Origin of the sequence: Bradyrhizobium sediminis (assembly GCF_018736085.1) — a bacterium.
In the GTDB taxonomy this organism is placed as follows: Bacteria; Pseudomonadota; Alphaproteobacteria; order Rhizobiales; family Xanthobacteraceae; genus Bradyrhizobium; species Bradyrhizobium sediminis.
This window is the reverse complement of record NZ_CP076134.1, coordinates 5,142,387-5,156,062: the sequence shown is the minus strand read 5'-3', so window position 1 is coordinate 5,156,062 and position 13,676 is coordinate 5,142,387. Positions and strand designations below refer to the sequence as shown.

At 62.6% G+C, this 13,676-nt stretch carries 4 protein-coding genes; 1 reads left to right on the top strand and 3 read right to left on the bottom strand.

What is annotated here, in order from left to right; translation table 11 throughout:
• Positions 1-45: 45 nt before the first annotated feature.
• The 3 genes from KMZ29_RS24735 to KMZ29_RS24725 all read right to left on the bottom strand — a co-directional run bounded on the left by KMZ29_RS24735 (position 46) and on the right by KMZ29_RS24725 (position 3,838).
• On the bottom strand, positions 46-2,229 hold the full coding sequence (locus tag KMZ29_RS24735) for a PQQ-dependent dehydrogenase, methanol/ethanol family (RefSeq protein ID WP_215621628.1): 2,184 nt from the start codon (positions 2,227-2,229) through the stop codon (positions 46-48).
• A 20-nt stretch (positions 2,230-2,249) separates the two neighbouring features.
• Entirely contained in the window at positions 2,250-2,924 is a 675-nt protein-coding gene (locus KMZ29_RS24730) for a hypothetical protein (RefSeq protein ID WP_215621627.1), read from the bottom strand.
• 131 nt (positions 2,925-3,055) lie between these two features.
• Positions 3,056-3,838 (bottom strand): transglutaminase-like cysteine peptidase, encoded by a 783-nt coding sequence (locus KMZ29_RS24725; protein ID WP_215621626.1) that lies wholly within the window; start codon positions 3,836-3,838, stop codon positions 3,056-3,058.
• Between the two features lie 616 nt (positions 3,839-4,454).
• Here KMZ29_RS24725 and KMZ29_RS24720 point away from each other — a divergent pair.
• Positions 4,455-13,622, top strand: a complete 9,168-nt coding sequence (locus KMZ29_RS24720; protein WP_215621625.1) for a cadherin-like domain-containing protein — start codon at positions 4,455-4,457, stop codon at positions 13,620-13,622.
• The last annotated feature ends 54 nt before the right edge of the window (positions 13,623-13,676 follow it).

Sequence of the window (13,676 nt, the reverse complement as noted above, 5' to 3'; positions counted from 1 at the left end):
CCTTGTCGGCGATGGATTGCTTCGCTTCGCTCGCAATGACACCTGCTACTTCTTCGGCCTTATCGCGTCCGCGGTGCCCTGGATGAAGGCCTGGATCTTCACCACGTCCGCTTCGGTCAGCTTGCCGGTGAAATCCGGCATGCCCTGATCGCTGAACGGGCCTTTGAATACGAAGTCCTTCAGGTTGGTGATTATTTCCTTCGAAACGTAACCGAGGTTCTTCACGTTGCCGCCCTTGTCGACGCCGGGGACGCCATGGCAGGTGGCGCAGGCGGCGACGTAGATCGCGGTGCCTTCAGGCACATCCTTCGGGTCGTATTTCACGCCCTCCAGCAGTCCCTCGGTCTGGTACTTCACGAACGTCGGCAATGGCGCCTTGCCGTCGATCGCGAAGGTATAGACCGTGCCCGGGCTCTGCAGCTCGGTAACGCGCTGCGAAATTCCGAACACGCCGCCCCAGCCGACCGCGATGGTCACATACTGCTTGCCGTCGATCATGTAGGTCCCGGCCGCCGCCACCACGCCGGTGCCGGTCGGGCTTTCCCAGAGCTTTTCGCCGGTGGTGGCGTTGTAGGCGATGAAGCGGCCGTCGGCGGTGCCCTGAAACACCAGATTGCCTGCGGTGGTCAGGGTGCCGCCGTTCCACGGCGCCACATACTCCGCCCGCCATGCTTCCTTCTGCTTGACCGGATCCCACGCCAGCAGCCGGCCGAACGCCGGCGCCTTTGGCGGCGTGGCGTTGAGCATGAAGCCGACGTTCCAGCCGGTGGCGCCGCCGAACTTGCCGGGCGTGGCCGCGTTCTGCTTGAAGGCTTTTTCCGGCGTGAGGTTCAGCGGCACGTTCTGCGCCGGCAGGTAGACGAGGCCGGTCTGCGGATTGAACGACATCGGGTGCCAGTTGTGCGCGCCGAACGGGCCGGGGATGCTGTCATAGGCCGCTTCGCCGCGCGCCGCCGGCACCTCGATCGGCCGCCCATTGGCGTCGTAGCCGGTCGCCCAGTTCACATCGACGAAGTTCTTGGCCGAGATGAACTTGCCGTTGGTGCGGTCGACGACGAAGAAGAAGCCGTTCTTCGGCGCATGCAGGATGACCTTGCGCGGCGCACCGTCGATCGTAAGGTCGGCCAGGATCATCGGCTGGGTCGAGGTGTAGTCCCAATGGTCGCCCGGCGTTTCCTGGTAGTGCCAGATGTACTTTCCGGTGTCGGCGTTCAGCGCCACCAGCGACGCCAGATAGAGGTTGTCGCCGCCGGCGGGGCTGCGGATGTCGCGGTTCCAGGGCGAGCCGTTGCCGGTGCCGATATAGACCATGTTCAATTCGGGATCGAAGGTAATGGTATCCCACGCGGTGCCGCCGCCGCCGTTGATCCAGTATTTGCCGGCCGGATCCCAGGTCTTGGCCGCGGCCGCCATCGATTCATCCTCGAACGGCTTGCTCGGATCGCCCGGCACCGTGAACCAGCGCCACGCCTGGTTGCCGGTGTCGGCGTCATAGGCGGTGACGTAGCCGCGCGCGCCATATTCCGCGCCGCCATTGCCGATCACCACCTTGCCGTTGAACACGCGCGGCGCGCCGGTGATGGTGTAGGAATGCTCCTTGTCGATCAGGGTGTCCTTTTCCCAGACCTTCTGGCCGGTCGCCGCGTCGAGCGCGATCAGCCGTCCGTCATAGGCGGCGACGAAAACCTTGCCCTTCCACAGCGCGACACCTCGATTGACCACGTCGCAGCAGCCCTTGTAGCCCTTCTCGCGATCGATCTTCGGATCGAAGGTCCAGATTCGCTTGCCGGTGCGCGCATCGATGGCGTGCACCACGCTCCAGGATGCGGTCTGGTACATGATGCCGTCGACCACGACCGGGGTTGCTTCGACGCCGCGGGAGGATTCGAGCGGATAGCTCCACACCAGGCCGAGCTTCTTGACGTTGTCGGCGTTGATCTGGTTGAGCTTGCTGAAGCGCGTCTCGGCGTAGTCGAGACCGATGGTCGGCCAGTCGTTTGACGTCGCCGTATTGGCCTTGATCGAGGCGCCGTCGACCGCCGATGTCACGGCCTTGATATGATCGGGCGAGCCCTTGGCGGCGTTCTGGGCGATGGCTGGACTGAACGAAATCGCCAGACCGAAGCCGATTGCCGTGGCGGCGCAGGCGAGGCGGGCCGTCCGGTGTCGGTCAATGGCGATGTTGCGAAAAAAACGGCGAGCAAAATCAACGCGCGGCGAACGTGTCATCTTTCCCTCCCTGGCGATCTCTAGCGGATCTGCGGCGATGGTATGCCGGTACAAAGCAGGGCGTCAATCAAAGGTAGCGGCGAAGCGCAAAAGAGAAAATTCTTGTCGCCATAATTTTCGCCAAGCAAAATGCCACCCGCATTTCGGATGCACTGCAATATCGAACGGCGTTCGCCCTTCAACTTCGCAACCAGGCCGACAACCATGCTGTTGAAGTCAGCCTTGGCGGCGGCCAGATCGGGGTCGCTGCATATCAGCAGGCCGGCGGCGTTGTTCGAGGACAGGCAATCGAAATTGGGGTCGTCCAGGATATCGATCCTGGCTTCCGTTTGCTTCAACAGGCAGCCCTTGATGTATTTGATTTCGGGCGCGGAAAGTCTCTGCTCTCTGAAGATGCCGCAGCTCGAATTGCGGTTTCTGATCCATTCCGCGTTTTCTTCGATCGCGAGGCGGCAGTTGGGAATCCGGTCCGGCCTGTCCTGCACCGCACTGCTCAGCCGTGCGGATAGCCGGTTTAATTCGGGGGCGCCGCAAAACAGCCGCTCCGCGGTATCGCTGAATATAGCGCAGCGATTGCTGTCAAACAGCGGGAGCATCTCGCGGATCAATCGGTCGGGGTCCGCGGCGTTCTGTGCGCATGCCGGGTGCATCAATGCCAGCGGCAGTCCAACGATGGCCAGAATAATCGCCCGCATTCACCCTCGCCGAACAAGCATCGAACCCGGGCCTGCCGGAACCATATAGCTTCTTCAGCCGCTGCGACGAAGTGAAATTGTCGGCCGGGGATCTCGATCGGTCGTTCCGTGGGGCGGTCCGGGAGGCGGCGTTACATTGGCGAGGTTTCGACTCCGGAATGGCTCGTCGCTTCCGAAACGAGGCTTCGGTCCCTGAGCGCGGGCATCGGCGCATCCTCGTAGCGTTTGACGCTGTCGCGATCGATGACGAAGCTCGGCCGGTAGTTTCTGACCTGCGCGTCCTCGACCATCGCCATGCGGCGATTGTCCAGCGTTAGCCAGTGCCCGTCCAGCCGCGCGGCGGCGACGGCGTGATCCTCGCCGCGGATGGTGTCGCGCATGATCACGATGCGCAGGTCGTCGGGGGAGATGCCGGCCCGTTGCAAGGCAACGAATTTGGCGATCGCGTAGTCTTCGCAATCTCCAGCGCCACGGGTCAGGGTCGCGAGCGGCGAACTCCAGACGTCGATCGCGCCATATTGCTCGAGATCGCCCATCGGCCTGATGGCGAGATTGATCGCGCGATTGATCTCGCCGAGCCGGGCGCGGCCCTCGCGGGCTCTGGCGGTCTCGACAATGGCGAGAAATTGCAGCGCGGCCGGAGCGGCGCAGCGATCGGGGTCGCCTTCGCATAGCGCCAGCTGCACCATTTCGTCGTCGAGACGACGCTGGATGCCCAGCCATTTTTCCCGCAGGCCTCCGCTGGGGAGAGCCGAAGCAAACAGCCCGAACGGCTCGGCGGATCGCTCGATCGGATCCGACGCCTGCGATGAATTCAGCGTTGCCGCCGAAAGCTCTGCCGCTGGTCCGATAAAGGCCATGCCGCAGGCAAGCATGACCGCACGCAACGCGCGCGAGTGACTGAAAATCCCCATCTGACGCCCCAATGTCCGGGCATCGGCGAGGCCTCATCAGCCAGCTCGCGACCGGATCGTTTCACAGGCGAGGATGGGCGGGGCAGCTTTTGATCTGCTTAAAACCGGGCGCAGCGGGCCGGAAAGTGCGAAACAGGCTGAAACCTGTCTCGCCGATTTGCTGAAAATTTTACGGATCGCCCGGTCCCGGGCCCCGGGCCGGCCCGCAATGGCGCAAGGAGACACTCTGAGGTTGTATTGGCGGCGATTTCGGCCGGATATGGCTAATTCGGGGAGAATCGCGTCGTTCTGTTATCCAGATCACAGTTTTTGTTCTGGAACTGGCGCAGTATTTTATACTGGGATGCAGGTGGAAAATCATAAGAGTATCAGTGCCGATTTCTATACATCGAACTACGCCAGGGTGGCGGATTTCTGAATTGAAAGGCGCTTGAATACATGTGGGGTCGATTCTGAATACTTCGCTATCCTGGTGCCTCCCAAGAAGAGGCGTCCGGCGGGGGCTCTGCGGAATAAGATTTGCACAAGCTGGAGATGGTTTCGCATTGTTCCGCGCAGTGATAAGCACGGAACCATACGGAATATTATTTAAGTATTAACCATTTACGGTGTCGCATTGAACTTTGCCGGCAAATTTGGATCGGGCGCTGCGGACACTTTTTCCAGTGTCGCACTCAATACCGACTCGCCGGGCGGCAGCGACGCCGTCACCATCCCCGATGCGCATCTTCTGTTCTCCGGCGACTATTCGCGATCCGGCACCGATCTGATCGTCTCGGATCAGTTCCACCGCGTGGTGGTGCCGAACTACTTCCACGGCGACAAGCGTCCGATGCTGGTTTCGCCCGAGGGCGCGCCGCTCGACCCCGGCGTCATCGAAGCCTTGACTGGACACGTTCAATACGCCCAGGCCTCCGGCACCGCCGCCGCCGGCAAGGTGGTCGGCCACGTCGTCAAGATGACCGGCAGCGCCAGCGTCGTGCGCAACGGCGTCACCATCACGCTCAACGAGGGCGACAACGTCTACCAGAACGACGTCGTGCAGACCGGTAGCGGTTCGACGCTCGGCCTGGTGCTGATCGACGGCACGACCTTCAACCTCACCGCCAGCGCGCGGCTGATGCTGAGTGACCTGACCTACGAGGCGGGAAGCACGTCGAACTCGGCGCTGTTCACGCTGGTGCAGGGCGCGGCGAGCTTCGTCGCCGGCCAGGTCGCCAAGACCGGCGACATGAAGGTCGGCACGCCGGTCGCGACCATGGGCATTCGCGGCACCGCTGTCATCCTCGACATTTCCGCGGTCGACGGCAGGGTGTCGATCTCGGTCGTCGACCAGCGCGACGGCCAGGTTCATGCGGTTCAGGTGTTCAACACCCAGGGAGTCTTGATCGGCACGGTCACCAGCAACGGCTCGACGCTGACGCTGACGCCGGTGGCCAACTTCGAGGTGATCGCCCAGGAGAGCAACAAGACGGTCGCGCAGATTGCGCTGGAGTTCAACGCCTTCCAGACCCTGCTGCAGACCTATGACGTCGGCAGGCAGCTATTCCCGAATCTGCCGGAACACACCGATAACGCCAATCCGCAGCAGCCGACGAGGTTTGCCGGCACCCAGATCCAGCCGACCGATTCGACCTCTACCCAATTCAATGTGCCGGTCGGCGCCAACACCGGCAATCCGCTGCCAACCGGCACCGGAACGCCCGTTCAAGTCGTGATCAATTCCGGCTTCGGGCCGACGGGAACGTCGACAGCACCGGCGGACCCGATCGTGGTCCAGGTCGTCATTCCTGCCACGCCGCTGCCGTTCGTGGTGACCTCGCCGACCGTGTCCCGCATCTCCGGGGATGGCGGCGACCATTTCGGTCCTGTCATGAGCGCCGACGGGCAGTCCATCGTCTACGACCCCGATGGCTCGATTTTCCTCTACGATCGGCCAAGCAACACCACGATCACGATCGCGCAGGCGGGCAATGGCTTCACCTACTCCGGCCAGACCATCAGCGCGGACGGCCATTACATCGTTTTCCAGGGCTCGGACGGCACCCAGTCCTACGTCTTCATCTACAACAACGATCCCTCCGATTCGGCGCACTACCAGCAAACGATCCAGCTCGTCGCCGGCGGCGCGCCGGCGGTCTCGGGGGATGGCAGCGTCATCGTCGTCGAGCGCGGCGGCAACAGCATCGGAGTCTATGACCAGCAGGGCCACGTGCTCGCCACGATCACGCCGGCCGCGATCGGAGAATCCGGATCGGTCTGGCTGCCGGCGATCAGCGCTAACGGTCATTTGATCGCGTTCTGGAGTACCGATGCGTCGACGCCGGGCGGATCCGGCCATCTCTTCACCTATGACCTGTCGACCGGGACGGTAACGGACATCGCAAGCACTGCGACGGATGCCGGCAACAGTGCGGCTTCGTTCAGCGCCGACGGACGCTATATCGTCTGTCAAAGCGACGCGCCGGGCGGGCACTCGGAAATCTACCTCTACGATCTCTCCACCGGGCAGGTCGTGTTCCACACCGCCAATGCCTCGGGTGCCAGCTACAATCCGGTAATCAGCCCGGACGGTCATTTCATCATCTTCGCCAGCGACGCGCATCTGACGTCCGGCGACACCAATGCGGTCACGGACACCTATGTCGTGGACGTCAGCGATCCCGGCAACCCCGTCTATCGGCTGGTTTCGAGCCTCGCCGACGGAACGCAGCCCGACGCCGCTTCCAATCTGGGCGCGGCGATCAGCGTCGGCGGGCTGTTCGTCGCGTTCGGCAGCAGCGCCTCCAATCTTTCGCAGGGCGACACCCCCGGCACCGGCGATATCTTCCTCGCCGATTCGACCTCGGGCCGCAGCGCGATCATCCGGGAGACCGCGAATTCGCCGTCGATACTCGAGGCGAGCGGTATCATAACGCTGACCGGCGACCACAACGGCGTCGCGCTCGGCGTTTCGGATCCGACCGGCAGGTTCACCGCTGAGTTCGACGCCGATGGAAATATCGTATGGCACTTCAGCGAGCCGAGGTCGGATTTCGCCTCGCTGCTGCCCGGCCAGTTCGCGATCCAGAATTTCACGATCACGCTGAGCAACGGCGTCGGCACGACGACGATACCGGTCCGCGTCAGCGTCTATGATGCGGACCAGCCGGTTGCCGCCGTGGTGGCCAATCCCGGCACCATCGCCGGCGACAACGACAGCAATATCCTGACCGGCACCGCCGGCAACGACATCCTCCAGGGTTTCGGCGGCGATGATACCATCATCGGCCTGACTGGCCTCGACCGCGCCGTCTACACCGATGCGACCGGCGGCATCACCGTGGATATGGCTGCCTGGACGGTGTCCGGCCAGGGCGTCGGCACCGACACGCTCACCGACATCGAGGCGATCCAGGGCAGCAATTTTATCGATCACTACTCGGCGGTCGGCTTCACCGGGATTTCCGGGGTGCCGGGCGTGCCCATTGGCCTCAACACCTTCGAAGGCATGGCCGGCGACGACTTCATCATCGGCAATGTCAACGTGCAGGGCCAGGCGCTGACCCGCATTTCCTATGCCAGCGCCACTGCGGCGGTGACCGTCGATTTCGCCGCTGGCACGGCGATCGGCAATGCTTCGGTCGGATCAGATCAGTTTGCCAACGTCAATGCGGTGATCGGATCGGGCTTCGCCGACATACTGCGCGGCAGCGACAATCCCAACGGCACCTATGAGCAGTATGACGCCCGCGGCGGCAACGACCTGATCGACGGCCGCGGCGGTTACGATTTCGCTTCCTACAACAGCGACCTCGCCACCACTTCGGGCATCACCGTCAACCTTGCCGCGGGCACCGTGGTCGGCGATGCGTCAATCGGCACCGATACGCTGCGCAGCGTAGAAGCCGTCCGCGGCACCAACTTCGTCGACACTTACGATGCGCGAAATTTCGGCGGCCCGGGCTATCTGAATCCGGCCACCGGCAACGTCGGCAGCTACGGCACCTTCAACAATTTCGATGGCCACGGCGGCAACGACATCATCTACGGCAACGGCAATACCCGGGTTCAATATTCCAATTCGACCGCGGCCGTGCTCGTCGACCTCGCCAATACCGACTCCGGCGGCACAGGGGTTGCGCAGGACAGGGCCGACGCGATCAATCACACTAGCCTCGATCTGGCGTCGGTCGGGATCGACACCATCCATGGCGGCGTCAATGCCGTAACGGGCTCGATGTTTGGCGACACACTGCTCGGGAGCGGTAACGGCGAGGCCTTCCAGGGTCTCGCCGGCGACGACTTCATCGACGGCCGCGGCGGCTTCGATACCGCCCAATACAACAATATGACCTACACCACCGGCGGGATCAGCGTTGATTTTACTGCCGGCATTGTCACCGGCGATGCCTCGATCGGCACCGACACGCTGCGTTCGATCGAAAGCGTGCAAGGCACCAATTTCAACGACAACTTCAACGCCACGAACTTCGGTGCGGCCGGCTTTCTCGATCCCTTGCAGTTCAACGTCGGCAACAACGGCACCTATAACCAGTTCGAGGGATGGGATGGCGACGACCAGATCACCGGCAACGGCAACACCACCATTCTCTACGCCAATGCCGGCGCTGGCGTAACGGTCGATCTTGCCGCGCACATGGCGCACGGCACCGCGCCCGGCGATCTCGCCAACATCGGACAGGACACCATTACCGGTGGCGTGAACTCCGTCGTCGGCAGCAATTTTGGCGACGTGCTTCTCGGCAGCGACAATGCTCCGGGAACGATCGAGCAGTTCAACGGCCGTGGCGGCGACGATACGCTCGACGGCCGCGGCGGTAGCGATTTCCTGAGCGGCGGTACTGGTGCCGATACGTTCGTCTATGCCGCCGGCTACGGCGCCGACACCATCGCCGACTTCAGCCATGCCGACGGCGACCGGGTCGACCTGACCGGCGTGCCGGGCATCCACTCATTCGCGGATGTGCTGGCCCATGTCACGCCGAGCGGTATGGGTACGCTCATCGATTTCGGCGGTGGAAATTCGCTGACGCTCAGCAACGTCCCGCCTGCGAGCCTCGTCGCCGATGATTTCGTGCTCAATGAGTTGGCGACCTCTACCCTGACATCCACCGCAGGTGTCAGCATCGTGGTGACGCCGGATGGCGCAACGAACGGGTTCGTCTTCCCGGGTGCAGGCAATGTGACGACGCCCGGCTCACCGGAAGATCGCATCGTGCTCGGGTACGACATCGGCCAAAATCACGTCGTGCTCAACAGCGATCCGATGCTGGGGGTCTATGACTTCACCCCCATCAGTTCCGTGTTCCATTCCTTCGACGGCGGATCGTCTGTCGTGACCAGGCTTGATGCCGGTAACGATGTCACCCTGACTCAGACCATCGAGCTCGGAACCGACGCCAATTTCTTCACGACCACGATCGATATCGACAACGGCGGCACGTCGGACCTGATGGGAGTTAGGTTCATGCGCAGCTTTGATCCCGACCAGGATCTGCAGCCTTTCGGCACATTTTTCACGTTCAACGACGTTGCTCAAAATCCGGACGGCTCCGCGTCGTTCGCTATCGTCTCGGCCACCGGTCAGGTTTCGGAGGTCCATGCCGCGCTTGTCGGCCTCGGCGGCCAGTGGCGGGGGTCGGTTTTCGGCTTTACCAACACCGATCCCTACGTTCCGGGGGCCTTCGATGCCCCGGTCGATCCCAACGGCGCGCTCGCCGACCTGGCGATTTCACTGACGAATGATATCGGCACGGTGGTTGCCGGAGGCCACGTTCAGATCACATATTTCACCACCGCGAACGTCGCGACCGACGGCAGCAATGCGCTTTACGGCGCCGCGGGGAACGACACGATTGATGGCCTCGGCGGCGATGACCTGCTGATCGGTCTTGGCGGCGCAGACACGTTTGTTTTCGCACCCGGTGCAGGTCACGATACGATACATGATTTCACGCCGGGCGCCGACCGGATCCAATTGGATCATTTCAGCGGTGTTCCGCTCGGTGCCGACGGCGTGTTCACCGAGGCCGACCTCGATGCATGGCGGGCCACCCCCGGCGTCTTCGAGTCTCAGGGCAGTGACACGCTGATCCATCTGTCGCCGGACGATACTCTCCTGTTGAAGAACGTTGCGGCCGCAGAGCTGCACGCCGCTGATTTTATTATCGTCGCCAACCAGGCGCCGACCGTCGATGGCGACATGGCCATTGCCGTCGTGCGAGGCAGCTCGGTCGCGCTCACCACGGCTGACCTCAAGGCCGACGATCTGGACGGCGATCCGGCGTGCCTGACCTTCACGGTTGTCGAATCCAGTCACGGCCATCTGGTCAACGCGGACTCGGGCAATACCATCGCGCCCGGAGATCATTTCACGCTCGGCGACATTCAGGCCGACATGATTCTCTTCGTCACAGATGACCCGGATTATGCGGGCGCCGGCGGCGTCGCGCTCACCTTGTCGGATGGCGCCAGTCCGGAGCGAACGGTCTTTGTCGGCGCCAGTATCGTGGATGCGCAGTTTACGGTGCTGACCGCGGACGGATATGATTTCGATCAGGACGATCCGATCGGCGCCATGGGGCGGGGCAACGTGGTGCCTGATGGCGCCGACCCCATCCATTCCTTCAGGATCGTCAATGGTCTGGAGAATCGCGACTTCATCTTCTCCGGCACGGACTTCACCTACGGCGGCAACAATGTCCTGACCGGCGGCACCATCACCTTCATCCAGGAGGTGACTGACGACAACCATACGCCGCTTGCGACCTTCAGCCTGCATGTGTCCGCCGCCGACTGGTACAGCGCCGTGGTTGCGCAGTCGAATGGCGACCAAGGCCCGATCGAGGCGCTGGTCAGTCAGTGGACCTTCAGTTTCGTCGGCAATTCCGGCGCCGATGCCTTCTTCGCCGGCGACGTCAACGACATCTTCACCGGCCGGAGCGGCAATGATACGCTTGGGGGCGAATTCGGCTATGACCGCGCCAATTATGGCGGCGCGACAGGGCCGATCAATGTCCAGCTTGCCGACGGTATTGTCACCGGCACCGCCCTCGGCGAAAGCGGGGTCGGCACCGATACGCTGCAGTCGATCGAATTCGTCACCGGCAGCAATTATGACGACACGTTCAACGCCGGCGCGACGATCAGTAACCCGACTGGTTTCAACGCTTCCAGCACCAACGCCGGCAGCACCGTCGCATTCAACGTGGGTGGCACCTTCAACGAGTTCGAAGGGCGTGGCGGCAACGACACCGTCACCGGCAACGGCGACACCCGCATCTCCTATTATCATGCGACGTCCGGCGTCACGGTGACGTTCGATGGCGGCTGGGTCGGGCAGGGCGCCTCAGGGCACGCCATCGGCGACAACTCGGTCGGGACCGATACCTTCACCGGCGTGTCGCGCGTGCGCGGCTCCTTCTTCGACGACACGTTCTTCGGCAGCAATAATCCGTTCAACACCGCAGAGAATTTCGAAGGGCTCGGCGGCAACGATATCATCCATGGCGGCGGCGGATTCGACCGCGCGATCTATGGCGGCGCCTTCGTGGGGACTGGCATCACCGTCCATCTCGCTGCGGGGACGGTGACCGGCGGCTCCGATGTCGGCCAGGACACGCTGGACTCGGTCGAGGGCATCAGCGGCACCGATTTCGCGGATACCTTTGACGCGACGGGGTTTGTCGCCACGGCCACGCTCGCTTTGCCCAATGCCGGCAGTGCGGGAGCCAATGGCAACGGGGACGCCTTCAACGAGTTCGAAGGCCGCGGCGGCGACGACACCGTCATCGGCAACGGCAACACCCGCATCGCGTTCTACAACGCGACCGGCGGCGTGGTGGTGACGCTCGGAGACGGCGCCACCCATGGCAGCGCGGTCGGAGCATCCAGCGGCGTCGACGATATCGTCAGCGGCGTCACCCGGGTGCGCGGCTCTGAGTTCAACGACATCATCACCGGCAACAGCGCGAACAACACCCTGGAGGGCCAGGCCGGCAATGATGTTCTCGATGGCCGGGACGGCAACGATGCGCTGGCCGGCGGAGCCGGCGCGGATATTTTCGTTTACGATGGCGCCGGCAACGATCGGATCGCCGATTTCAACCATTTCCAAGGGGACAGGATCGATCTGCGGGCATTTGGGAATATCCATAGCCTGGCGGACCTCCAAATCGCTGCTGCCACGGTCAACGGGAACCCGAACAGTGTCAGCATCACGTCGGCCGGAAATTTCGGGGGCGGCAATCATCTGGACCTTCAGGGAGTCGCCCTCGGAACGCTGCAGGCCAGCGACTTTATTTTCGTCGGACAGGTCGCCGTCTCGGTGCAGACCCCTGCCGGCTACGACTTCAGCGCGGTGTATGACGGTCTCGCGGCCGGCTACGCCGGCCTTGCGTCCGGCACTTTTGCCTCGGTCAATACCAACACCCATATGTTCATCGTCGACACAGTCAGGGGCATTATGTTTGAACTGATCGGGATGGGGTTCACTTACGACGGCGGACATCTGCCTGGCGGCGGCACCATCACCGAAATCAACATTCTTAATACGATCAATCCGGCCGATCCGGCTCAGCTCACCCAGGACCATGTGCTGGTCAACAGCAACGGCTGGAGCATCGATGCGGCCGGTCTGGTGGGCTACCTCGGCCAGTACAACGGCCCGCAAACGCACGCTTACGGCCTTGCCGGTCTCAACGGCATCTTCGGCGCGGCGACCTACAGCTATGTCGGCAGCGGCGGCTTCGCCGACAACCAAAGCCAGCCCCATATTGGCGCAGACGTGTTCCTCGGCGGCAATCAGGCCGATGTCTTCAATGGCATGCCCGGTCCGTTCGGTGAGATGGATCCCGGCCGCGATACTGTCGATTATTTTCATGCGCCTGCGGTCAATGCGCAGACAGGGCTCGGAATTATTGCAAATCTCGCGGCGCCTGCGAACAACACCGGCGCGGCCGCGGGCGACACCTATATTTCGATAGAGAACCTGCGCGGCACCGACTTCGACGACACCCTGACCGGCGACGGCCAGAACAACGTGATCGAGGGCGGGCTGGGCAACGACACGCTCGATGGCGGCGCCAACGGCTACGGCGTCGACACCGCCAGTTATGAGCATGCGACCGATGGCGTTTCCGTGAGCCTCGTCGTGGCGGGCGCCCAGCCCACGGGCGGCGCCGGCTTCGACACGCTGACGAACTTCGAAGGACTTCGCGGATCGAATTTCAACGATATCCTGACCGGTAACAGCAACAGCGTGCTGGAAGGCGGCGCTGGAGATGATCATCTGATCAGTCATGCTGGTCAGTCAGGCGTTACCGCGAGCTACGAGCACGCGGGCAGCGGCGTGACAGTCGATCTATCGACCTCGAATCCCCAAAATACCGGCGGGGCTGGAACGGATACGTTGACGAATATCGCCAACCTGACGGGGTCGCAATTCAACGACACGCTGATCGGCGATGCCGGCAACAACATCCTGTTCGGTAACGGCGGCAACGATACCTTCGTGTTCAATCAGGCCTTGGGCATCGGCCAGGATACGATTGGCGATTTCACGCCGGGTCAGGACCATATCCAGCTTGACTACGCCGCATTCAATCCGAACGATGCAACAAGCTTCAATGCCTGGTACACGAACCATGTCACGCCGGTCCCCGATAGCGGCGACCTGCTTATCAACCTGAATGGTCACGACACGATCCTGGTGCGAAACATCAGCATCGCCGGGCTGCATGCCAACGACTTTATCCTGCCTTCCGGTTTCGGCATTGGTTGACGACGGAAGCGAATCGCGCTCCGTTTCCCGGAGGCGCGACCGGCGTGCGCCTTT

What these genes read in the sequence shown, in the direction of transcription:
- KMZ29_RS24730 (WP_215621627.1), bottom strand. Translation starts at nt 2,924, where the DNA reads ATGCGGGCGATTATTCTGGCCATCGTTGGACTGCCGCTGGCATTGATG.
- KMZ29_RS24735 (WP_215621628.1), bottom strand. Translation starts at nt 2,229, where the DNA reads ATGACACGTTCGCCGCGCGTTGATTTTGCTCGCCGTTTTTTTCGCAAC.
- KMZ29_RS24725 (WP_215621626.1), bottom strand. Translation starts at nt 3,838, where the DNA reads ATGGGGATTTTCAGTCACTCGCGCGCGTTGCGTGCGGTCATGCTTGCC.